24 protein-coding genes are annotated in these 22,048 nt (G+C 72.0%); 15 read left to right on the plus strand and 9 right to left on the minus strand.

The genetic code is table 11. The features are described 5' to 3' along the window. Positions 1-210: 210 nt before the first annotated feature. A complete protein-coding gene (locus tag ACIA8R_RS20860; protein ID WP_397039836.1) occupies positions 211-1,116 on the minus strand; it encodes a TauD/TfdA dioxygenase family protein in 906 nt (301 codons plus the stop codon). A 122-nt stretch (positions 1,117-1,238) separates the two neighbouring features. Here ACIA8R_RS20860 and ACIA8R_RS20865 point away from each other — a divergent pair, with 122 nt between their 5' ends. From ACIA8R_RS20865 to ACIA8R_RS20905, 9 genes are all read left to right on the plus strand, one after another. Then, on the plus strand, positions 1,239-2,363 hold the full coding sequence (locus tag ACIA8R_RS20865; protein WP_397039838.1) for an LLM class flavin-dependent oxidoreductase: 1,125 nt from the start codon (positions 1,239-1,241) through the stop codon (positions 2,361-2,363). Then, the gene (locus tag ACIA8R_RS20870; protein WP_364089535.1) at positions 2,350-3,222 is read left to right on the plus strand and encodes an amino acid ABC transporter permease; all 873 of its coding nucleotides are present in this window, start codon (positions 2,350-2,352) and stop codon (positions 3,220-3,222) included. The genes ACIA8R_RS20865 and ACIA8R_RS20870 overlap by 14 nt, the downstream gene beginning before the upstream one ends. Further along, complete coding sequence (locus ACIA8R_RS20875) at positions 3,219-3,974, plus strand: amino acid ABC transporter ATP-binding protein (protein WP_364089532.1); 756 nt, start codon at positions 3,219-3,221, stop codon at positions 3,972-3,974. Before ACIA8R_RS20870 ends, ACIA8R_RS20875 begins: the two co-directional genes overlap by 4 nt. Before the next feature lie 15 nt (positions 3,975-3,989). After that, positions 3,990-4,976, plus strand: a complete 987-nt coding sequence (locus tag ACIA8R_RS20880; protein WP_397039840.1) for an ABC transporter substrate-binding protein — start codon at positions 3,990-3,992, stop codon at positions 4,974-4,976. Further along, positions 4,973-5,437 (plus strand): GNAT family N-acetyltransferase, encoded by a 465-nt coding sequence (locus ACIA8R_RS20885; RefSeq protein ID WP_364089529.1) that lies wholly within the window; start codon positions 4,973-4,975, stop codon positions 5,435-5,437. The genes ACIA8R_RS20880 and ACIA8R_RS20885 overlap by 4 nt, the downstream gene beginning before the upstream one ends. A gap of 83 nt (positions 5,438-5,520) precedes the next feature. Then, complete coding sequence (locus ACIA8R_RS20890) at positions 5,521-6,585, plus strand: ABC transporter substrate-binding protein (protein ID WP_357702777.1); 1,065 nt, start codon at positions 5,521-5,523, stop codon at positions 6,583-6,585. 12 nt (positions 6,586-6,597) lie between these two features. Beyond that, positions 6,598-7,404 carry an ABC transporter ATP-binding protein gene (locus tag ACIA8R_RS20895; RefSeq protein WP_357702776.1) on the plus strand — a complete coding sequence of 269 codons (807 nt, stop codon included), beginning with the start codon at positions 6,598-6,600 and terminating at the stop codon, positions 7,402-7,404. After that, the gene (locus ACIA8R_RS20900) at positions 7,401-8,264 is read left to right on the plus strand and encodes an ABC transporter permease (protein WP_364089523.1); all 864 of its coding nucleotides are present in this window, start codon (positions 7,401-7,403) and stop codon (positions 8,262-8,264) included. The genes ACIA8R_RS20895 and ACIA8R_RS20900 overlap by 4 nt, the downstream gene beginning before the upstream one ends. A 13-nt stretch (positions 8,265-8,277) precedes the next feature. After that, positions 8,278-8,688 carry an Rrf2 family transcriptional regulator gene (locus tag ACIA8R_RS20905; RefSeq protein WP_357702773.1) on the plus strand — a complete coding sequence of 137 codons (411 nt, stop codon included), beginning with the start codon at positions 8,278-8,280 and terminating at the stop codon, positions 8,686-8,688. Between the two features lie 16 nt (positions 8,689-8,704). Here ACIA8R_RS20905 and ACIA8R_RS20910 read toward each other — a convergent pair whose 3' ends face one another. Both ACIA8R_RS20910 and ACIA8R_RS20915 read right to left on the minus strand, forming a co-directional pair. Further along, positions 8,705-9,352 carry a response regulator transcription factor gene (locus ACIA8R_RS20910; protein ID WP_364089520.1) on the minus strand — a complete coding sequence of 216 codons (648 nt, stop codon included), beginning with the start codon at positions 9,350-9,352 and terminating at the stop codon, positions 8,705-8,707. Beyond that, positions 9,349-10,512, minus strand: coding sequence for a sensor histidine kinase (locus ACIA8R_RS20915; RefSeq protein ID WP_397039844.1), 1,164 nt, complete (start codon positions 10,510-10,512; stop codon positions 9,349-9,351). The genes ACIA8R_RS20910 and ACIA8R_RS20915 overlap by 4 nt, the downstream gene beginning before the upstream one ends. Positions 10,513-10,684: 172 nt before the next feature. On the opposite strand from ACIA8R_RS20915, the gene ACIA8R_RS20920 reads away from it, so the two are divergent. From ACIA8R_RS20920 to ACIA8R_RS20930, 3 genes are all read left to right on the plus strand, one after another. Then, the gene (locus ACIA8R_RS20920) at positions 10,685-11,719 is read left to right on the plus strand and encodes a DUF418 domain-containing protein (protein WP_397039845.1); all 1,035 of its coding nucleotides are present in this window, start codon (positions 10,685-10,687) and stop codon (positions 11,717-11,719) included. A gap of 82 nt (positions 11,720-11,801) precedes the next feature. After that, positions 11,802-12,311, plus strand: a complete 510-nt coding sequence (locus ACIA8R_RS20925; RefSeq protein ID WP_397039847.1) for a SigE family RNA polymerase sigma factor — start codon at positions 11,802-11,804, stop codon at positions 12,309-12,311. Then, positions 12,308-13,438, plus strand: coding sequence for a hypothetical protein (locus ACIA8R_RS20930; protein WP_397039849.1), 1,131 nt, complete (start codon positions 12,308-12,310; stop codon positions 13,436-13,438). The genes ACIA8R_RS20925 and ACIA8R_RS20930 overlap by 4 nt, the downstream gene beginning before the upstream one ends. Here ACIA8R_RS20930 and ACIA8R_RS20935 read toward each other — a convergent pair. Genes ACIA8R_RS20935 through ACIA8R_RS20950 form a run of 4 tightly spaced genes read right to left on the minus strand, consistent with a single transcriptional unit; the run spans position 13,433 to position 17,349 of the window. Then, positions 13,433-14,275, minus strand: a complete 843-nt coding sequence (locus ACIA8R_RS20935; protein WP_397039851.1) for a TIM barrel protein — start codon at positions 14,273-14,275, stop codon at positions 13,433-13,435. The genes ACIA8R_RS20930 and ACIA8R_RS20935 overlap by 6 nt on opposite strands. Positions 14,276-14,280: 5 nt before the next feature. Beyond that, entirely contained in the window at positions 14,281-15,117 is an 837-nt protein-coding gene (locus ACIA8R_RS20940; RefSeq protein WP_364089505.1) for a carbohydrate ABC transporter permease, read from the minus strand. Further along, positions 15,111-15,998, minus strand: coding sequence for a sugar ABC transporter permease (locus ACIA8R_RS20945; RefSeq protein WP_357702758.1), 888 nt, complete (start codon positions 15,996-15,998; stop codon positions 15,111-15,113). Before ACIA8R_RS20945 ends, ACIA8R_RS20940 begins: the two co-directional genes overlap by 7 nt. 28 nt (positions 15,999-16,026) lie before the next feature. After that, positions 16,027-17,349: an extracellular solute-binding protein gene (locus ACIA8R_RS20950; RefSeq protein ID WP_364089501.1), complete on the minus strand. Its 1,323-nt coding sequence runs from the start codon at positions 17,347-17,349 to the stop codon at positions 16,027-16,029. A gap of 286 nt (positions 17,350-17,635) precedes the next feature. Here ACIA8R_RS20950 and ACIA8R_RS20955 point away from each other — a divergent pair, with 286 nt between their 5' ends. From ACIA8R_RS20955 to ACIA8R_RS20965, 3 genes are all read left to right on the plus strand, one after another. After that, a complete protein-coding gene (locus ACIA8R_RS20955) occupies positions 17,636-18,637 on the plus strand; it encodes an SIS domain-containing protein (protein WP_357702754.1) in 1,002 nt (333 codons plus the stop codon). An 86-nt stretch (positions 18,638-18,723) separates the two neighbouring features. Beyond that, positions 18,724-19,596 carry a PfkB family carbohydrate kinase gene (locus ACIA8R_RS20960; protein WP_397039854.1) on the plus strand — a complete coding sequence of 291 codons (873 nt, stop codon included), beginning with the start codon at positions 18,724-18,726 and terminating at the stop codon, positions 19,594-19,596. 43 nt (positions 19,597-19,639) lie between these two features. After that, positions 19,640-20,728, plus strand: coding sequence for a LacI family DNA-binding transcriptional regulator (locus tag ACIA8R_RS20965; RefSeq protein WP_357702750.1), 1,089 nt, complete (start codon positions 19,640-19,642; stop codon positions 20,726-20,728). 24 nt (positions 20,729-20,752) lie between these two features. Here the strand turns inward: ACIA8R_RS20965 and ACIA8R_RS20970 are convergent, their stop codons facing one another. Together ACIA8R_RS20970 and ACIA8R_RS20975 are read right to left on the minus strand one after the other, a co-directional pair. Continuing rightward, the gene (locus ACIA8R_RS20970; protein ID WP_357702748.1) at positions 20,753-21,040 is read right to left on the minus strand and encodes a DUF3040 domain-containing protein; all 288 of its coding nucleotides are present in this window, start codon (positions 21,038-21,040) and stop codon (positions 20,753-20,755) included. 358 nt (positions 21,041-21,398) lie between these two features. Next, complete coding sequence (locus ACIA8R_RS20975; RefSeq protein WP_357702746.1) at positions 21,399-22,001, minus strand: DNA starvation/stationary phase protection protein; 603 nt, start codon at positions 21,999-22,001, stop codon at positions 21,399-21,401. Positions 22,002-22,048: the final 47 nt, after the last annotated feature.

The raw sequence follows: 22,048 nt of genomic DNA on the forward strand, positions 1-22,048 counted from the left end.
GCCCCCCCCCCCCGGCCGCCCCCCCCCCCGCCCCCGGCCCCCCCCCGCCCCCCCCGCGGCGCCCCCCCCCCCCCCCGCGCCCCGCCCCCCCCCCCCCCGCGCGGGGGGACGTGCGGGCGGGGCCCAGCCAACCCCGCCCGCACTGGCTTCGGCCGATCCGCGAGGCCCCGGCCACGGCGACGTTCGTGGCCGGGGCGGCCCCGGGGAGGGTCAGGCGGCGATCGGCGAGTAGGTCGCGGCGTCGCCGCTCAGTGCGGTGCTGGTCCGGCCGTCCACGCCCACCGGCAGGTCGCCGGCGATCGTGACCCGGTGCAGGCGGCGGGGACGGTCGCCGAAGTCGTGCACCACGCGGTGCTGGGTGGCCCGGTTGTCCCAGATCGCCACGTCGCCGGGCGACCAGCGCCAGCGCACGGTGTTCTCCACCTCGGTGACGTGCTCCTGGACCAGCCGGATGATCGAGCCGGACGTGTGCCCCGACAGGCCGCTCAGCCGCTTGGCGAAGTCGCCGAGCAGGATCGAGCGCTCGCCGGTCTCCGGATGCACGCGCACGACCGGGTGCTCGGTCTCGAACAGGGTGGAGGTGAACGCCTCGGCGTGCTCGCGGGCCCGCTCGTCGACGGTGGCGGCGCGGACGTAGTCGTACTGGTTGGTGTGCACGGCGCGCAGCCGGTCGAGCAGGTCGCGCAGCTCGGCGGGCAGATTGTCGTACGCGCTGACGGTGTTGGCCCACAACGTGTCGCCGCCGGCCTCCGGCACGACGACCGCGCGCAGCACCGAGGCGAGCGGCGGCCGGTCCACGAAGGTCACGTCGGTGTGCCAGCGGTCGACCTTGTGGCCGTTGCTGTAGTCGAGGTCCAGGATGTGGGCGTTGCCGTGCAGCGCGGGCACGGTCGGGTGGGCGGCGGTCGGCTCGCCGAGCAGCCGGGCGAAGCCCACCTGGCCCTGCTCGTCGAGGTGCTCCTGGCCGCGCAGGAAGATCACTTTGTGGGTGAGGAGGGCCTGGCGGAGCTCGGCCACGACATCGGGGCGCAGGTCGGGGGCGAGCCGCACACCGGTGATCTCGGCTCCTAAACGGCCGGCCACGGGGGTGATGGTCAGGGATGGCAGGGTCGGCATGGTGTCCTTCCTTCCGTACGCCTCCACCGTAGATAAAAACCAACTAAATTGGTAGGGCTTGACGGAATGCGATCACCGTGCTGGGCTGAAAGACGTTTCACGGACGCCAGAAAGGACTCGGCATGCCTGTGGAGTTTCTCGGTATCGGCGGCACCAACGACGGCTCGGAGACCTCACCCCGCTCGGGCCCGTCCTTCGACAAGCAGTACACGCTCCGGCTCGCGCGGGCCCACCAGGAGCACGGCTGGGACCGGGTGCTGTTCGCCTACGGCTCCGGCTCGCCCGACCCGGCCCAGGTGGCCGCGTACGTCGCGAGCAGGGTCGAGGACCTGGGGATCCTGCTGGCCCACCGGCCGAACGTGTCCTACCCGACGTACGCGCTCAAGACCTTCGCCACCCTCGACCAGATCAGCGACGGCCGCCTGACCGTGCACTTCATCACCGGCGGCAACGACCACGAGCAGGGCAGGGAGGGCGACCGCCTGACCAAGGACGAGCGGTACGCCAGGACCGGGGAGTACATCCGGATCGTCAAGAAGGGGTGGACCTCCAGGGAGCCGTTCGACCACGAGGGCGCCCACTACTCCTTCAGGGACTTCGTCTCCGACGTCTTCCCGGTCCAGCGGCCGCGGCCCCAGGTCTCCTTCGGCGGCTCGTCGCCCGCGGCGTACGCGGCGGGCGGGGCCGAGGCCGACGTCTACTGCCTGTGGGGCGAGCCGCTGGCCGAGACCGCGCAGCAGATCGCCTCGGTCAAGGAGGCAGCCCGCGCGGCCGGGCGGGCCGACGTGCCGCGCATCCAGGTGGCCTTCCGGCCGATCATCGCGCCCACCGAGGAACTGGCCTGGGAGAAGGCGCACCGGATCCTGGGCGAGCTGCGACAGGGCGGGGCGAACCCGCGGCGGCGTCCGTCGGGCCCGCCGCAGAACGCCGGGTCGCGGCGGCTGCTGGAGGTGGCCGCCAGGGGTGAGCGGCACGACCGCGCCCTGTGGACGCCCACCGCGGCGGCCACCGGCGGCGCGGGCAACTCCACCGCCCTCGTCGGCACCCCGGAGACGGTGGCGCGGGCCCTGCTCGACTACTACGACCTGGGCGTGGAGATCCTCTCGGCGCGCGGCTACGCGATCCTGGACGACGCCGTCGACTTCGGCCGGCACGTCATCCCGCTCGTCCGCGCGGAAGTGGCCAGACGCGACGCCGCGCGCACCGACCGCGGCGAAGCCGGGCGTGCGGACCATGACGCTGCATGACACGGCCGCGGCCGTGCCCGCCGCCGGGCCGCAGGAGGCCGCGCCGAAGGTCGTGACCGCCCGCCACCCGTTACGGGCGGCGGCCGCGCTCGGTGTGCTGGTGCTGCTGGCGATGGCGGCCAACGCCCTGGTCACCAACCCGGCGTGGGATTGGGACGTCGTCGGGACGTACCTGTTCGCGCCCTCGGTCGTGCGCTCGGTGCTGCTGACGCTGGAGCTGACCGGGCTGGGCATCGGGCTCGGGTTCGGGCTCGGCACCCTGCTCGCCCTCATGCGCCTGTCGTCCAACCGGCTGCTGTCGTCGGTGGCGTGGGGGTACGTGTGGTTGTTCCGCTCGGTGCCGCTGATCCTGCAACTGCTGTTCTGGTACAACCTGGCGCTGCTGTACCCGAGGTTGTCGTTCGGGGTGCCGTTCGGGCCCGCCTTCTTCGACGTCGGCACGATGGACCTGATCGGGCCGGTCACCGCCGCCGCGCTCGGGCTGGCGCTGCACCAGGCCGCCTACGCCGCCGAGATCGTCCGCGGCGGCCTGCTGTCGGTCGATCCGGGGCAGCGCCTGGCCGCGGCGGCGCTGGGCATCCCGAGGGTCCGCCGGATGTTCCGGATCATCCTTCCGCAGGCCATGCGGACGATCGTGCCGAACGCCGGGAACGAGATCGTCGGCCTGGTCAAGGGCACCTCGGTGGTCTACATCATGGCCCTGCCCGAGCTGTTCTACCAGGTGCAGGTGATCTACAACCGCAACGGCAGGGTGATGGCGCTGCTGCTGGTCGCGACCGTCTGGTACTTCGTCCTGACCACCACGCTCTCGGTCGTCCAGCACTTCCTGGAACGCCACTACGGCAGGGGCCGCTCATGATGGTGGAACTGGCCGGGGTGCACAAGAGCTTCGGCGCGCTGCACGTCCTCAAGGGCATCGACCTGCGCGTACGGCAGGGCGAGGTGGCGGTGGTGCTCGGCCCGTCCGGCTCGGGCAAGTCCACCCTGCTCCGCGTGATCAACCACCTGGAGAAGGTGGAACGCGGGACGGTCACGGTCGACGGCGAGCTGCTGGGCTACCGGCGGGCCGGCGACAGGCTGTACGAGCTGCCCGAACGCGAGATCCTCCGCCAGCGCACCAGCATCGGCTTCGTCTTCCAGAACTTCAACCTCTTCCCGCACCTGACCGTCAGCCAGAACGTGGCCGAGGCGCCGCTGTCGGCCCGGCGCCGGCCGCGCGGCGAGGTGGCCGAGCTGACCGCCCGCCTGCTCGACCGGGTCGGGCTTGCCGACAAGGCGGCGGCCTACCCGCGCACGCTCTCCGGCGGCCAGCAGCAGCGCGTCGCCATCGCCAGGGCGCTGGCCCTGGAGCCCAAGGTGGTGCTGTTCGACGAGCCCACCTCCGCCCTCGACCCCGAGCTCGTCGGCGAGGTCCTGGAGGTCATGAAGGACCTGGCCCGCAGCGGCACCACCATGATCGTCGTCACGCACGAGGTCGGCTTCGCCCGGGAGGTGGCCGACACCGTCGTGTTCATGGACGAAGGCCGCATCGTCGAGCGGGGCCCGGCCGCGCAGGTCCTCGACGCCCCGCGCCACGCGCGCACGCGCGCCTTCCTCGGCAAGGTCCTCTGATCACAAGGAACCCTCATGCGTCTGATCGCCGTGCCCGCCCTTCTGCTGCTCCTGTCCGCCACCGCCACCGTCACCGCCTGCGCGGCCGAGCCCGCGCTCGTCCCGAAGGCCGGCCCGGGGGCCGCCGCCCCCGCGGGCGCCGGCCGCGTCATCGACACCGGCCCCGACCAGAAGCGGGTGCGCACCGGCAAGGTCGCGGGCATCGCCGCCCGGGTGCCCGCCGAGATCGCCCGGGACGGCCGGCTCACCGTCGGCTTCAGCGGCCAGGGCTCGCCGCCGCTGGTCTTCCCGGCCAGTGACGACACCACGCTGATCGGCGTGGAGACCGACCTCGCCCAGCTGGTGGCCGACGTGCTCGGCCTCGAACTGGCCCCGGAGAGCTCGTCCTGGGAGAACCTGTTCCTCGGCGCCAGGTCCGGCAAGTACGAGGTCGTGCTCAACAACGTCACCGTCACCGAGGAGCGCAAGGACGTCTACGACTTCGCGACGTACCGGATCGACCAGCTCGGCTGGCAGGTGCCCGCGTCCAGTCCGATCAGGAAGATCTCCCAGCCGGCCGACGTGGCCGGGCTGCGTGTCTCGGTCGGACCGGGTACCAACCAGGAGAAGATCCTGCTCGACTGGGACGCCCGGAACCGCAGGGCAGGCCTGAAACCGGTCGAGATCCTCTACTACCAGAAGTACGGCGACGTGCTGCTCGCTCTGCGGTCGGGGCGGGTGCAGGCGTATTTCGGCCCCAATCCGTCCATCGCCTACAACATCGCGGTCAGCGGCGGTTCCAGGATCGTGGGCACCGCCTCGGGCGCCGGGCCGGGCCTGCAGGGGCTCATCGCGGCGATGACGAAGAAGGGCAACGGCCTGGTCGGGCCGGTCCACGACGCGCTGAACACGGTGATCGGGAACGGCACGTACCGGCAGGTGCTCGACCGGTGGGGGCTGGGCAACGAGGCGGTCCCCGAGTCCAGGGTCAACCCGCCTGGCCTGCCGAGGCAGAACGGTTGAGCGCGCCCGCCTTCGAGGTCCGCCTGGTCGCGCCGGACGATCCCGCCGTCCGGCCGCTGCTGGCGGACCTCGCGCTGGAGTACACGAGCCGGTACGGCGCCAATGACGAGCTGGGCCGGTACCCCGCCGAGGAGTTCGCGCCGCCGGACGGGGCCTTCCTCGTCCTGGTGGTGGGCGGCGAGACCGTGGCGGGGGGCGCGTTCCGCCGCTACGACGCGCACACGGCCGAGCTGAAGCGGGTGTGGACGCATCCCGGCCACCGCAGGCGCGGCCTGGGCGCGGTGGTCGTACGCGAGCTGGAACGCGAGGCCGCCCGCCGCGGCTACCTGCGGATCCACCTGAGCACCGGCCCCCGCCAGCCCGAGGCCGTCGCCCTGTACCTGGCCGGCGGCTACACCCCGCGGTTCGACCCGGACGACCGTCCGGAGCGCGGCCCGCTGCCTTTTGTGAAGAGTCTGTGACCCAGCGTGGGATTGACGGGCGCCCTCTCTTGCTCCTATAAACACTCTAAAGCCACTAAATAAGTGGGAAATAGGGAGAAGAGATGAACGCTCGCAGGGTTCGCGTATCGGTGGCCACCCTGGCCGCCCTGGCGCTCACGACCATGGCGGCCGCCTGTGGGGGCAGCGGCAGCCCTGCGGACAGCGGCGCGAAGAGCGGGGGAGCCGGCACGACGCAGGTGCGTCTCGGCTTCTTCCCCAACATCACCCACGCCACCGCCCTGGTCGGCGTGGAGAAGGGCATCTACGCCAAGCACCTCGGCACCGCGCCCAAGACCAGCACGTTCAACGCCGGCCCGGCCGCGATCGAGGCCGTGTTCTCCGGCGCCATCGACGCCACCTACGTCGGCCCCAACCCGGCCATCAACGCCTGGTCGAAGTCGAAGGGCCAGGCCATCAAGATCGTCGCCGGCGCGGCGTCCGGCGGCGTGTTCCTCGTGGTCAAGCCCGGGATCAACTCGGTGGAGGACCTCAAGGGCAAGAAGATCGCCACCCCGCAGCTCGGCAACACCCAGGACGTCGCGCTGCGCTACTGGCTGACCGAGAAGGGCATCAAGACCGACACCAAGGGCGGTGGCGAGGTCTCGATCGTGCCCCAGGAGAACTCCCAGACCATCCAGACCTTCGCCACCGGCGACATCGACGGGGCCTGGGTGCCCGAGCCGTTCGCCAGCCGCCTGATCAAGGAGAGCGGCGGCAAGGTGCTGGTCGACGAGCGCGACCTGTGGCCGAACAAGCAGTTCGTGATCACCCACCTCATCGTCCGCCAGGAGTGGGCCAAGGAGCACCCCGACCTGCTCAAGAAGCTGATCGAGGCGCACGTCGAGGCCAACGACGTCATCGCCAAGGACCCGGCCGGCGCCGCGCAGACCGCCAACGCCGCCCTGCAGAAGCTGACCGGCAAGCCGCTCAAGCCCGAGGTGCTGGACAGCGCGTTCAAGAACATCACCTTCACCAACGACCCGATCGCCTCGTCGCTGGTGGGCAGCGCCGAGCACGCGACGAAGGTCGGCCTCCTCGACCCGGTCGACCTGAACGGCATCTACGACCTCACGGTCCTCAACGAGGTCCTCGCCGCCAAGGGCCAGCAGGCCATTTCCGACAAGTAGGAGGCGCACGCGATGTCCGCTCCGCTCACGGAGCAGGCCACCGGCCGGGTCGAGGGGCAGAGCCCCGCGGTCAGGCTGGAGGCCGTCTCCAAGCTCTACGGTCAGGGCCGGACGGCCCTGCAGGCCCTCGACCAGGTCTCGCTGTCGGTGGCCCCCGGCGAGTTCGTCTGCCTGCTCGGCGCGTCCGGGTGCGGCAAGAGCACGCTGCTGTCGCTGGTGGCCGGGCTCGACCGGGTCTCGGCCGGCCGCATCGACGTGGACGACAGCCGCGTCGCGCTGATGTTCCAGGAGCCCGCGCTGTTCCCCTGGCTGACCGTCTCGGCCAACGTCGAGATGGCGCTGCGCGCCAAGGGCGTGGGCAAGCAGGAACGCCGGGACCGGGCCGCCGAGTTCCTCGACATCGTCCACCTGGGCGGGTTCGGCAAGAAGCGGCCGCACGAGCTGTCCGGCGGCATGCGCCAGCGCGTCGCCCTGGCCAGGGCACTCGCCCAGGACGCCGACGTGCTGCTGATGGACGAGCCCTTCGGCGCCCTGGACGCCATGACCCGCGACCTGCTGCACGACGAGCTCGAACGCATCTGGCGGGAACGCTCCCTGTCGGTCCTGTTCGTCACCCACAACGTGCGCGAGGCCGTACGGCTCGGCGACCGGGTCGTCCTGCTGTCCAGCCGGCCGGGGCGGGTGGTGGAGGACTTCCCCGTCGAGCTGCCGCGGCCCCGCCGTACCGACTCGGGCGAGGTGGCCGAGCTGGCGGGGGAGATCACCGGCCGCCTCCGCCAGGAGGTCCTGCGCCACGCCCGTCAGGAGGAGCCCGCATGACGACGACGGACACCCACGCCCAGCAGCTCGCCGGGCTCGACGCGCTGGAGCTGGGCACCGGCCACCGCGCCGGCCTGGCCTCCCGGCTGTGGGCGGGGCTGTGGCCGATCGCCTCGGCCGTGGTCATCGTGCTGGCCGTCTGGCAGGCGGTGGTGTGGGCGGGCTGGTGGCCCGAGTACGTCTTCGCCGGCCCGGTCACCACGCTCTCCGAACTCGGGCACCGCCTCGGCGACCCCGAGTTCTACACCGCGCTGACGGTCACCATGCGCCGCGCGGTCACCGGGTTCGCCCTGGCCATCGCCGTCGGACTGGTCGTCGGCGCGCTGGTCTCGCGGATCGGGCCGCTGCGCCGCGCCACGGGCTCGCTGATCACCGGGCTCCAGACGATGCCGTCCATCGCCTGGTTCCCGCTGGCCATCCTGCTGTTCGGGCTGTCGGAGAGCGCGATCCTGTTCGTGGTGGTGCTGGGCGCGGCGCCGTCCATCGCCAACGGCCTGATCACCGGGGTGGACTACACGCCGCCGATCCTGCTGCGCGCCGGGCACATGCTCGGCTTCCGCCGGATCGCGCTCTACCGGCACGTCATCCTGCCGGCCTCGCTGCCGTCGTTCCTGGCCGGGCTCAAGCAGGGCTGGGCGTTCGCCTGGCGCTCGCTGATGGCCGGTGAGCTGCTGGTCATCATCGCCAACCAGGCTTCGCTGGGCGAGCAGCTCCACTACGCCCGCGAGCTGGCCGACTCGCCCGGCCTGCTCGCCACCATGATCGTCATCCTGGTCATCGGCATCGTGGTGGACCGCGTCTTCGGCCTGGCGGACGACGCGTTGCGCCGCCGATGGGGCCTGCACCAGGTGAGCGCCTGAGCAGTAGACGGTCATGCGGATCTCCGCCAGAACCCAGTACGCCCTGCGTGCCGCGGCCGAGCTGGCCGCGGCGCCGCCGGGCCCCATGCCCGCCGAGAAGATCGCCACGGCCCAGGGCATCCCCCGCAAGTTCCTCGACAACATCCTGCTGCAACTGCGCCGGGCGGGGCTGCTGCACAGCCAGCGTGGCCCCGACGGCGGCTACTGGCTGGCCAGGCCCGCCGGCGAGATCACCCTCGCGGACATCGTGGTGATCGTCGAGGGCGTCTCCGAGGGCGGCGACCACGGGGGGTATCCCGGGGTCGCCAGCCCGCTCGCCGAGGTGTGGAGCGCGCTGCGCGACCACGAGGAGATGATGCTGGCCGACATCACGCTGGCCGACATCGCCCGCGCGAGCGTCCGGCTGGGCGACGAGACGCGCTGAGTGCCGTACCCCGGAGCTAGCCCGCCACCCGGTTCTCCCAGGCCCACGCGATGATCTCGACCCGGTTGCGTACGCCCAGCTTGTCCAGGACGGCCGAGATGTGGCCCTTCACCGTGCTCAGCGAGATGTGCAGGGACGCGGCGATCTCCTGGTTGGTGCGTCCGGCGGCCACGGCGCGCACCACGTCGGTCTCCCGTTCCGACAGCGGGTGCACGGCGCCCTTCGCGCGCGGCGCCCGTCCGGCCAGCCGGCCCAGCAGGCGCGGGGTGATCGACGGCGAGATCAGCGCGTCCCCGGTGCTGGCCGCCCGGACGGCCTCGGCGAGCAGGGCCGGGCCGGCGTCCTTCAGCACGAAGCCGGCCGCGCCGCCGCGCAGCGCGTCGTAGACGTACTCGTCGAGGTCGAACGTGGTGACCACGACCACGGTCAGCGGGTCGGGCACGCCGGCGCCGGCCAGGGCACGGGTGACCGCGATGCCGTCCATGCCGGGCATGAGGATGTCCACCAGGCACACGTCGGGGCGCAGCCGCCGGGCCAGCTCCACGGCCTCCTCGCCGTCCCGGGCCTCGGCCACCACGCGGATGTCGGGCTGGTCCTCCAGGATCAGCCGCAGGCCCCGGCGGACCATCGCCTGGTCGTCGGCCAGCAGCACGCCGATCGTCATCGCCGCCCCCCCAGGGGCCCCGTAAGGGGCCCCGTGAGAGGCAGGGTGGCGCGGACCGACCAGCCGCCCTCCGGCCGGGGGCCCGCACGCAGGGTGCCGTCCAGGGCCTCGACGCGTTCGCGCATGCCGAGCAGGCCGTAGCCGCCGCGGTTCCGGGACGTCGTCACCGGCGGGGCGTCGTCGGCGACCTCGACCACGACCGCGCCTTCCCCGCCGGTGACCTCAACGGTGACGTCGACGGTGACCGCGCGGGCGCGGGGGGCGTGCCGGGCGACGTTGGTCAGCGACTCCTGGACGATCCGGTAGACGGTGCTGGTCACCTCCGGCGGCCAGCTCTCCGCCTCGCCGGGGCCGCGCAGGGTCACGGGCGGGCCGTCGAAGCGGCCGACCAGGTCGGTGAGACGTCCGGGCGGGCCGGGGACGTCGTCGGCGGAGTCGCGGAGCAGGCCGACGACGCGGCGCAGCGCGGCCAGGGCCCCGGTGCTCGCGTCCTCGATGTCCTCCAGGGACTCCTCCAGCGGGCCGGACCCCCTGCGGGCCAGCAGCCGGGCGGCCTGGGCCTGGAGGACGATGCCGGTCATGTGGTGCGCGGCCACGTCGTGCAGCTCCCTGGCCAGCCTGCGGCGCTCGTCGTGGCGTACGCGCTCGGCGACCGCCAGGCGGCGCCCGGCCAGCAGCCTCAGGCCGCCGCCGACGGCCAGGGCGGCCAGCCAGCCGGCCACGTTGAGCGCCACCACGGAGGAGTTGTGCGCGGCAGGCACGCTCGCGGCGGCCACCGCGAGCCCACCGGCCGCGACGGCGCACGCGGGCCGCGCGGGAAGCGTCCTGACCGCCGATCCGACCAGCACGGACAGGCCCAGCGCCATGGCCGGCCCCGGCTCGTTCGGCAGGTCGGCCCACGCGGCGGCCAGGACGGCCGCCACCGCGACCGCCAGCCCGGCCGCGGCCGTCCAGGCAGGGGCGAGGCGGCGCGCCAGGGCCAGCGCGCACACCGCCGCCCCCGCCGCGCAGTCGAGCACCCAGTAGCCGCCGCCCCAGCTGTCGGCGATCAGGCCGGCCCAGAAGACCAGCACGGCGACGGCCGCGCCCCCCAGCGCGACCTCCGCCGACACGGCCGCGGCCCGTCCGCCCGGCCAGGCGGGCGCAGCCCCGTCCCGCACGTTCACACCAACCGGGCCACGCAGGCGGGCGCAGCCTCGTTCCGCATGTTCACGACATCCAGGCTAGGGAGGCGGGTCCGCCCGGCACACCGGCCGAAAGTACGGTCGCGGCGGTCCGAACCCTGCTTTCGACCCTCCCGGCGCCCCGCCGCCCGCCGCAGGATGAGGCCCCATGCCCTACGACGACACGCGGCCCGCCCACCCCCTGCCCCATGACGAAACACCGCCCGCCGCTCCCCGGCGGTCGCGCATCATCGCGCTCGACGTCGTGCGCGGGTTCGCCCTGTGCGGGATCCTGCTCGCCAACGTCCAGCCGATCTCGCACGTCGGCATCGAGGCGGTCACCCAGCAGGAGGTGGTGCTCGACGACACCGCCCGCTGGCTGGGCCTGCTCGTCGAGCAGCGCTTCTTCCCGATCTTCTCGCTGCTGTTCGGCGTCGGGTTCTCGCTGCTGCTGGACTCCGCCTCGGCCCGCGTCCCCCACCCGCGGGCGCTGCTGCTGCGCAGGCTCCTCCTGCTGGCCTGCATGGGCCTGGTCCACATGTTCCTGCTGTGGCGCGGCGACATCCTGACCGTCTACGCGGTCGTCGGCCTGGTGGTGCTGCTGCCCTCGACGTGGCTGCCGCGCTGGGCGGTGGCGGGGCTCGCCGCCGTGCTCGTCGTCGCGGCGATGGTCGTCTTCAGCGGCGGCACGATGCTGGTCCCCGGCCTGTTCCTGCTGGGCTCGGCCCTCACCAGGTACGGCGTGATCGACCGGATCGAGAGCTCCACCCGCGTCCCGGCGCTCCTGGCCCTGCTCTTCGCCGCGGCCACCGTCCCGGCCCTGTCGTGGCAGGCGGGCGCATCGGGCGTCCCCCTGCCGATGGCCACGTCCGGCCTGCTCATGGCCGGCCTGTACGTGTGCGTCCTGCTCGTCCTGCTCAGGACCCCGGTGCGCCCGCTGCTGCGGGCCGTCTTCGCCCCGCTGGGCCGCATGGCGCTGACCAACTACCTGAGCGCCACCGCCCTGGTCCTGGTCATCGGCAAGGTGGTCGGCGGCCGGTCGGAATACTGGTCGCTGGGCACGATCGTGGGGATCGCCGCCGTCATCCTGGCCGTCCAGTGGGTGTGGTCCACCCTCTGGCTGCGCCGGTACCGCTTCGGCCCGCTGGAGTGGCTGTGGCGCTGGGCCACCTGGGGACGCCGTCCCGCCCAGCGGGCCCGGTGATTTCGCAGAAAATTCCGGGACGAACCCTGCAACCCTCCGCCCGGCCGGCCGCGTTGGGAACGGGCGAAGGGAGAACACCACATTGGACGCTCACGACGGCTTCCGCGAGTTCGTCATCGCCCGGCAACAGGCGCTGATGCGGACCGCCTACCTCCTCGTGGGCGACCCCCACCTGGCCGAGGACCTGCTCCAGAGCGTGCTGGTCAAGGTCGTGCGGCACTGGCACAAGCTGGCGCGCGAGGGCAACCCCGAGGCGTACACGCGTAAGGCGCTGGTCAACCAGTACATCTCGTGGCGGCGCCGGCCGGACCCCGAGCTGCCCAGCGCCGACCCGCCCGAGCGCGCGGTCACCTACGACGACGACGCGCTCGACCGGATCATGCTGCGGCAGGCGCTGGGCAAGCTGACGCGCAAGCAGCGGGCGGTGATCGTCCTGCGTTTCTGGGAGGACCTCACCGAGGCCCAGACCGCCGACGTGCTCGGCTGCGCGGTCGGCACGGTGAAGAGCCAGACCCACCACGCGCTGGCGCGCCTGCGCGAACTCGCTCCCGACCTCATGGACTCGCGAATCGCTCAGGAGGCGGCCCGATGACCAGACTGCGTGACGCACTGAACGGCTTGGCCGAGGAGGCTCCCCCGGCGAACCTGGCCGACCTGGCCGACCTGGCGATGGTCGGGCACCGGCGCAGGCGACGGTCCACGGCGACGCTGGCGGCGGTCGCGACGATCGCGGTGCTGGCCGGGGTGACGGCGACCGTGCTGATGGCCGGGCCGCGGCGGACGCCGGCCGCCGCGCCGCAGGAGGCACCAGTGCCCGTGCTGCCGGCGGGCAAGGTGGGGACGCTCAGCCACGCCTACCTGGAGACCTGCCTGCCCCCCAAGGGAAAGGACCCGCTGCCCGACTGCGTGCCGGACGAGTGGCGGGTGGTCACGAGCGCCGGCAAGACGTACCGGGTGCCCCAGGCGCTCGGGACGACCGCCCGGAACCACCGTGTGCCCGTCGCCGTCAGCCGCGACGGGCGCATGTTCGCCTACTACGACAAAGACGCGGAGGCGCACGTCGTCCGCGACATGGTGACCGGCGTGGAGACGGTCTCCGCCGCGAAGGTGAAGGAGGAACGCCTCGGCGTCGGCTCCATGCTGGTGGTCTCCGACGACGGCCGCCACCTGGCCTTCGACCCGCGCGAGGGCACCAAGGACCCCGGCCTGCTGATCGACGTGCGGACCGGCGGGACGGTGCCCGTCCCCGGCGTGTACGAGCCGGTCGCCATCAAGGACGGCGTCGCCGAGCTGGTCCGCTACCGCAGGACCGACCTGCTGTTCATGCCGGTCACCGGCGGCGGCAGGCCGGTGCGCTTCGACGGCGTCTTCATCATGTTCAGCGAGCTCGCCCCGGACGGCCGCACGGTGGTCGCCTTCGAGTTCCCGCCCGGCAAGAAGACCCAGCCCGAGTACGCCACCCGCAGGCTCACCGTGCTCGACACCAGGACCGGCCGCACTCTGCGGAAGGTCTCCGTGAAGGGCCTGCCGAAGAGGGCGGGCATCGACGACGCGACGATCTGGCAGAGCCCGTCGGAGGTCACGCTCGCCGTCGGGGTCGGGCCGGACACCCGGGCGTACGCGGTGGACGTCCGCACCGGCCGGGCCAGGCCGGTGGCCAAGTATCCCGGCCGGTCCAGGGGACAGCTGGTCCTGCCCGGAGCCGCCGGCGGGCTATGAGGCTCCCGGGAGCGCTGCCTGTACGGAGGCCAGGCAGCGCTCCACCACGGGACGCGGGTCGAAGGCGTAGTCCCCGGCCCCGAACAGCTCGAACGTCATCGCTCCCCGGTATCCCCTGCGGTCCAGCGCCGCCAGGTACGCGGCGAGCGGCAGCTCGCCGTCGCCCCAGGCCAGGTGCCCGGTGGGGGAGCCGTCGACCAGGTGCACGTGCCTGACCCGGTCGCCGAGGGCGTCGAAGTAGTCGTCCACGCACTCCCCGGCCGCCGCCATCGCCACGGTGTCCAGCACCGCGCCCAGGTTGGGGGCGCCCACCTCGTCGATCATGCGGGCCAGTGTGGGCGCGTCGTTGACCAGGTTGGACTCCACCCGCTGCAACGCCTCCAGCACGCACGACACGCCGAGCGTCCCGGCGTACGCGCAGATCTCGCCGATCGCGTCGGCCGAGCGCCGCCAGGCGCCGGCGACCGGCTCGTCCTCGAAGCCCCGGCCGGGGGTCAGCAGCAGCAGCTCGGCCCCCAGCTCGGCGGCCAGTTCGGCGGCCCGGCGGAACATCGCCACGCTCCCGGCCCGCAGCCGGCCGTCCGGCGAGGCCAGGTTGACGGGGTAGGCCACCTGCTCGGGCGTCAAGCAGCGGACGGTGAGCCCGCGCCCGGCGGCGCTCCGGCGGATCGCCCGCGCCTCGGCGTCGCTCAGCCACGGGACGTGCAGCTGCGGCGCGACGCCCCACAGTTCCAGCTGCTCGCGCCCGAGCGCGGCGGCGTCGTCGAGGAAGCGGTCGAAGGGCAGGTGCTGGTAGGCGAAGTTGGAACCGGTGACCTGCCGCAGTGACAAAGACATCAGACTCACTTCCCGACCCCGTCGGCGAGGCCCTTGACGATGTAGCGCTGGCCTAGGAAGAACAGCAGCACCACGGGCAGCGCCGCGATCACCATCCCGGCGAAGACGACGGGGAAGTCCGTGCCGTGCTTGCTCATCAGGCTGGTCAGGCCGACCGGCAGCGTCTGCACGCCGGCGCCGCTGGTGAAGACCATCGCGAACAGGTACTCGTTCCAGGCGAACAGGATGTGCAGCAGCACGGTCGAGGTGAGGATCGGCTTGCACATCGGCAGGATGATCCGCCAGAACGCGGTCCACCGGCCGCAGCCGTCCATCTCGGCGGCCTCGTCCACCTCGCGGGGCAGGTCGATCATGTACGCCCGGATGAGGAACGTCGTGAACGGGACGCGGAACGCGGTGTAGAGGATCAGCAGCGCCCAGAAGCTGTTGTACAGCCCCATGGCCTGGAACATCTTGACCAGCGGCACGAGCGCCACGGTCGGCGCGAGCATGAGCCCGCCCAGGATGCCCATCGTGACGAACCGGTTCAACGGGAGGTTCACCCGGGTCAGCCCGTAGGCCGCCCACGCGCTGACGAACACGGTGGCGACCGTGGAGGTGAGCGTGACCAGCACACTCGTCGTCAGGTAGTCGCTCACCCCCCGGTTCCACGCCTTCTGGTAGCTCTCGAAGCTCCAGCTCGACGGCAGCGCGAACGGGTTGCCGAACAGCTCGCTGTTGGACTTGAACCCGTTGAGCACCATCCACAGCAGGGGATAGAGCACGACCACCGCGAGACAGAGCAGGAACGCCCAGAGGAACACGCGCGCGATCACGCCGAGAAAGCCACGGCGACTCACCATTCCACCCTTCTCCTACGGGTGACCCACATCTGTCCCACGGCGATGCCGAGCGTGATGACGAAGATCACTGTCGCGATGGCGGCGGCGTAGCCGAAGTTGTTGCGCACGAAGCCGCTGCGGTAGAGCCAGGTGCCCAGGACCTGGCTGGAGTTGTCGGGGCCGCCGCTGGTCATCACCATGACCTCGTTGAACACCTGGAAGGCGCCCGAGACGGTGACCATCATCATCAGCCCGGTCATCTCGCGCACGAGCGGCACGGTCACGTGGAAGAACCGCCGGACCGGGCCGGTGCCGTCGATGGCGGCGGCGCCGTAGATCTCGCGGGGGATGCGCTGGATCGCGACGGCGAACAGCAGCGTCGAGTAGCCGAATCCCTGCCACTGGCTCATCGCGATGATCGCCGACATGGCGGTGCTCTCCTGGCCCAGCCACGCCTGGGCCAGGCCGTCCAGGCCGATCGCCCTGAGCAGGTGGTTGAGCGGGCCCAGGTTGGGCTCGTAGATGAAGTAGAAGAGCAGGCCGGCGACGGTCATGGAGATCGCCGACGGGATGAAGTAGACCGCCCGCAGGCCGCGCTGCCACCGCTCGCTGCGCACGCCCTCGATCAGCGCGGCCAGCAGCAGCGCGCCGAACACCTGGAAGACGATCGAGACCACCGCGTACAGGACGTTGTTGCCCAGCGAGGACCAGAAGACCGGGTCGTCGACCAGCTTGCGGTAGTTGTCGAGCCCGACGTACTCCTGGGTGCCGCTGTAGATGTCCCACTTGAGGGTGCTGAACTGGAAGTTCTGCACCAGCGGCAGGTAGACGAACACCACGACCAGCGCGAGCGCGGGGGCCACCCACGCCAGGCCGAGCGCCCGTTGACGTATGGCACGCACCGGCATGCTCTCCCTCCGGCCGCCCGGCCTACTTCGCCGACTCCGACGCCTCGCGGACGCTCGCCAGCACCTTGTCGGGGGTCGAGCCGCCGCTGATCAGCGCCTCGCCGCCGGCCAGCCAGGCGTCGGCGACCTCGGGCACGGTGACGGTGTCGAGCCACGCGGCCAGCCGCGGCGCCTTGTTGACCTGCTCCATGCCCTCGTAGACGGCCTTGCTGGAGGTCTCGGCGGTGACCGCGCCGACGACCGTGCTGGGCTGCCCGTACGGGGGCGCCGACAGGGTCCTGGCGTTCTGCGTGGAGGTCACGAACTTCATGAAGTCGACGGCCAGCGCGGCCCGCGGCGACCTGGCGTTGATCAGGTAGCCCTCGGGCGCGCCCTCGATCGTCTTCGGGTCGCCGGCCGCGTTCTGGGGGACCGGGAGCTGGAAGATGCCGAAGTCGTCCGCCTTGAGGCCGTTCTTGTCGGTGGCGTTGTCGAACTCCAGGACCTCCTGGTAGTACATGGCCGCCTTGCCGTCGTGGAAGGCCTGCTGGGCCGAGCTGTAGAGCACGCCGTTGGTGCCCTTGCCGGTGTCGGTGCAGGTGTCGACCAGGGTCTTGAACCGGTTGAGCGCGGTCACGTAGCCCGGGTTGTCGAGCTTGGCCGTCTTCGGGCTGAAGTCGGCCTGCAGGACGTCGGCCGGCACGTCGTAGGCGAAGAGCTGCTGGAGGTAGTGCAGGGCGGGCCAGCCGTCCTTGTTGCCGAAGGCGATCGGCTCGTAGCCCGCCTTGCGCAGCGCCGCGCAGCTCCCGACCAGTTCCTCGAACGTGCCGGGCACCTTGACGCCGGCCTTGTCGAAGGCGGTCTTGTTGTAGCCCATGAACTTGCCGTTGCCGTACAGCGGGATGCCGTAGTACTTGCCGTCGTAGGCGAAGGCCGACAGGGAGCCGGGGCTGAACGTGCCGCCCCACTCGGTGCCGGGGCCGATCACCTTGCTCAGGTCGGCGGCCCGGCCGCCGCGCACGAAGTTCTCCGCCCAGTTGCCGCTCCAGGTGAAGAAGACGTCGGGCAGCGCGTCGGAGGCGGTCAGCGTCTTGGTCTTGTCCTTGACGCTCTGGTCGGTCTCCTGGATGAGCTCGACCTTCACTCCCGGGTGCTTCTTCTGGTACGCCGCGGCCAGGTCCTCGAAGTACGGCTGCAGCGGGTCGCCGGCGAACTTCGTGAGGACGCTCAGCGTGCCGGAGAAGTCGGGCGTGGCGGACAGGTCGGCGGCGGGGGCCTTGGCCGCTCCGTCGCCGCCGCCGGAACAGCCGGCCAGGGCGAGCGTCCCGAGGAGCGCCGCGAACGACGTCATTGCGCGAGGGCGCATGGGCTTCCTTTCTCTCGGAGGGAGAGGGGGACCTGCCGGTCCGCGGTGGGGGTGTTGGCTGACTGTACAGATGAACTGATACCGGTACCAGAGCGCAGAGGAAGATTTTCTTTCCAGGCGGCTCCCGGCGGGCTTTTCGCCGAGGTGAAACAGCAGGCCACTTCGGGTTCTCGCAGGCGGGGTGTTGACGCGTGGCCGGATCCTGTGCCACCGTGACCTCCGCGTGATACCGGTATCAGGCCGCTGGGCGGCGCCGGCCCGCAAGCATTCCCGAAAGGACGCGAAGATGCTCGGATTCAACGAGCCGGAATTCCTGTCGCAGCTGGCCAGCACCGTGGCCCTGCGCCCCCAGATCGAGGAACTCGTCGATCGGCTCGTGGACCAGGGGTTCGACACCCTCCTGCTCGTCGGCGCCGGCGGCACGTACGCCCAGATGTGGCCCTACGAGCACCTGGCCAGGCGGAGCTCGACGCTCGACGTCCGCGCCGCCGTCGCGGCCGAGCTGGTCGTCTCCGGCGACGCCCGCCTCGGCGAGCGCACGGTCGCGATCTTCACCTCGGTCTCCGGCACCACCGAGGACAGCCTGCGCGCGATCGAGTACGTCAAGGACAAGGGCGCCTACACGGTCGGCTTCACCGGCTACCCCGACTCGCCGATCGCCAAGGCCGTGGACGCCGTGCTCGTCTCCGAGCCGAAGGCATGGCCGTTCGACCAGCAGATGTTGCTGTTCATGGGTCGCCTGCTGTCGCGCCGCGGCGAGTTCGAGGGCTACGAGAAGCTGGCCGGCGAGCTGGCCGGGCTGCCCGGCGTGCTGCTGGAGGTCGCCCGGCAGGCCGATCCGGTGGCGTCCGCCTTCGCCGAGGCCCACAAGGACACCGGCTACCACTTCCTCATCGGCGGCGGGAACCTGTGGGGATTCACCTACCTGTACTCGATGTGCATCCTTGAGGAGATGCAGTGGCTGCGCACCACCAGGGTGCACAGCGCCGAGTTCTTCCACGGCTCGCTGGAGCTGCTGGAGGAGGACACGAGCGTGCTGATCTTCCAGGGCGAGGACGAGACCCGCCCGCTCACCGACCGCGCGGAGGCGTTCGCCCGGCGCGTCTCCAAGGACGTCACCGTCTTCGACACCCGCGACTACCCGCTCGACGGCATCAGCCCCGAGTTCCGCGGCCTGCTCGCGCCGCTCGTGCTCGACACGGTGATGGGCCGGGTCAGCAAGCACCTGGAACGGGTCCGCGACCACTCGCTCGACCTGCGCCGCTACTACCGGGTCATGGACTACTAGGCCACCGCCACCCCGCTCCCGCTCCCGCCCGCCGGGACGGGAGCGGCCACGGCCTGCCCACCCCGAACCCCCGGCACAGGAGAAACATGAGAGTCCTCGGCTTCGGCGACAACATCGTCGACCGGTTCGTCGATCGGGGCATCGACTATCCGGGCGGCAACAGCGTGAACGTCGCCGTCTACGCGGGCCGCCTCGGCGTCGAGGCCGCCTACCTCGGGGTCTTCGGCGACGACGACCTCGGCGGCTTCCTGCGCGAGGCCGTCGCCGCGCAGGGCGTCGCCGTCGACCGTTGCGTGGTGCGTCCCGGCGAGAGCGGCGTCTCCCGGCTGCGCGTCGACGACGGCGACCGGGTCTTCCTGGGCTGGAACGGCGGCGGCGTCACCGTGCGCGAGCCGCTGTCGCTGGCCGGCGACCTGCTGGCCTACGCCGGCTCGTTCGACCTGGTGCACTCCAGCGTCTACTCCGGCAGCGAGGACGAGCTGGCCGGGCTCGCCGGCCTGCGTCCCCTGGTCAGCTTCGACCTGTCCAGCGAGGACGACTACCGCGCCCCCGCCTACCTGGACCGCGTCTGCCCGCACGCCGACCTGGTGCTGTCGTCCTGCTCCCACCTGGACGAGGCGGGCACCCGCGACCTGCTGGCCCGGGTGGTGGCGAGCGGCGCCCGCCTGGCCCTCGGCACCAGGGGCGTGGACGGCGCGATGGCCTACGACGGCCGCGACCTGGTCGCCGCCCCCGCCCGGCTGGTCGAGGACCCGGGCAAGATCGTCGACACCATGGGCTGCGGGGACGCGTTCCTGGCCGGGTTCGCCGTCTCGCTGCTGCGCGACGGCTGGCGCAAGGGCGTGGCGCCCGGCCGCGGCAGGATCGAGCGGGCGCTGCTGGCCGGTGCGGAGACCGCCTACGAGCAGTGCTTCGTCGAAGGCGCGTTCGGCTTCGGCAGGCCCGCCCCGCGCGACTAGCATGGGCGTGCCCGCGACCCCCCAGAAACGAGGAACCCGTTCGATGGCAGCCGACCGGAGCCAGTCGGGCCGGCCGACGATCTCGGAGGTGGCCGCCGAGGCCGGCGTCGGCCGCGCCACCGCGGCCCGCACCCTCGGCGGCTACGGCTACGTCAGCCCCGAGCTGCGCGAACGGGTGCTGGCGGCGGCCGAGAAGCTCGGCTACCGCGCCAACGCCCTGGCCCGCAGCATGTCCACCGGGGTCAGTCACACCCTCGGCGTGATCCTGGCCGACATCGGCAACCCGTTCTTCGCGGGCGTCCTGCGCGGCATCTCCGACGCCTCGCGCGCCCGCGGGTTCGACACGATCGTGCTGAGCACGTACGAGCGGCTCGACGAGGAGGTGGCGGCCACCGACGTGCTCATCGACAAGCGGGTCGACGGCGTGATCATCGCCTCCGCGGCCGTGGGGCGCGACGAGGTCAAGCACATCAGGGCGGCCATGGGCCGGGGCATCCCGATCGTGCTCGTCGACCGCGCGGTCACGCCGCTCGACCTCGACACGGTCGTCATCGACAACCGCGGCGCGGCCCGCGAGGCGGTCGAGGTGATGATCGCGGCCGGCCACCGGCGCATCGGGTTCGTGTGGGGGCCGTCCTCGGTCGACCCGCCCGTGACCAGGCGGGCGCTGCTGGAGAAGGCGCGCAACGTGTGGACCGACGGCGAGCGCCTGCGCGGCTACCTCGACGCGCTCGACGACGCCCGCATCCCCTTCGACCCCGAGCTGGTCATGACCGGCCCGAAGACCGAGGAGTGGGCCACCCAGGAGGTGGCCCGGATGCTGGCGCTGCCCGACCGCACCACCGCCCTGTTCTGCACCGAGACCGACGCCGTGACCGGGGCGCTGCGGGCCGTACGCGCCGCCGGGCTGTCCTATCCGGCCGACATCTCGCTCATCGGCTTCGACGACAGCGCGTGGGCGGCGGTCATGGACCCGCCGCTGACGATGATCGAGCAGCCGGTCCACCAGCTCGGCGCGAAGGCGGCGGAGGTGCTGCTCGACGTGCTCGACGGCGGCGAGCCGCGGCACGACGTGCACACGCTGCGCTCGCGGCTGGTCACCCGCGCCTCGGTCGCCCCGCCGCCGTCCTGAGCGGCTCCGCCGTCGATCACCCGCTCAATGGTGGGTGACCTGTGGCGAGGTGGTCACCACCTCGCGCGTGGGGCGCGGCGCGGGCGGGGTGCGCGGACGGCCCGCCGCCACGAACACGACCGCCGACAGCAGCGTCATCGCGACCACGATGATCAGGATGAAGGCCATCTCCCGTCGCGTCACCGGACAGCGGCGGCGGCGGGCCGGTTTGGCGTTGAGCGCGTCGATGCGGCAGGCGAAGTCGCGGTCCTGCCAGCGCAGATCCTGCTCGATCTCGGCCAGGATGCGGCGTTCGCGGTCCGACAGGCTCATGGCCGCCGCTCCCGTCCCGCGACGCCGTGTGCGGGGGCGGGCCGTGAGGTCAGCGGTTCGGTCATGTCGTTCTCCGTCGCTCCCGGTCAGAAGTAGCCCCCGTCAGGGCGGCCCGGTCGGGGCCGGCCCTGGTCAGGGGGCGTCCCGCTGGTGAGGCGCGCTTTCGTGGCGGCGCGCTCTGGCGGGTCGCCGGCGGGCCTGAGGGCCCGCGATTCCTCCCGTACCCGGGGGCGCAGGCTCGATGCGGTGCCTTACCGCGCCCGGAATGAACTGTTACGCCCGTACGGCGATGTCCACCTAAATCCAGACATTTCCTTCACCTGCGATCGAGTCCCGGCTTACCGGGCCCGGCCCCCGGTCACCTGTCCGGCTTCTCCACCAGCGGGGTGTCCACCAGGTGCTCGATCAGGAACCAGGTCTGCAGCTCGTTCGTCCTGATGACGTCGGAGACCAGCAGGTCGTTGGTGCCGTCGTCGCCCATCTCCTGCGCCCGGTTGGCCGCGTCGTGGGCGGCCACCAGGATGGTCTCGTGCGCCTCGATCAGGCGCGAGAGCATGGCCGGCACCTCCTCGCAGCCGTTCGGCGGGCGCGGGATCACGGTGATCTCGGCCACGTGGCGCGGGTCGCCCACCGCGACGCCGCCGAGGGTCTGCACGCGCTCGGCCATCTCGTCCACCAGCGCGATCTGCTCCGAGGCGTGCTTGTCCAGCAGCAGGTGGAGCTGGTAGAAGGTCGGGCCGCGCATCAGCCAGTGGTGTTTCTTGTAGAGGCTGTAGAGGATCTGGGTGTCGGCCAGGATCTGGTTGAGGCGCTGGCAGGAGTACTCGCGCGCGTCGCGGGAGAGGCCGAGCGGGAACATCCGCACGGTGCCGTACTCCTGGATCTCCACGCCGTTCACGTGCAGCCACGGCTGGCTGTCGGGCTTCGACCGGGTCGGCTTGGTGGAACGTTTGGTGGGCACGTACATCTCCTCAGAAAGGCGGAACAATCGCCCGGAAACCTCCCCAT

The organism is Nonomuraea sp. NPDC051191, assembly GCF_044455665.1.
Lineage (GTDB): Bacteria > Actinomycetota > Actinomycetes > Streptosporangiales > Streptosporangiaceae > Nonomuraea.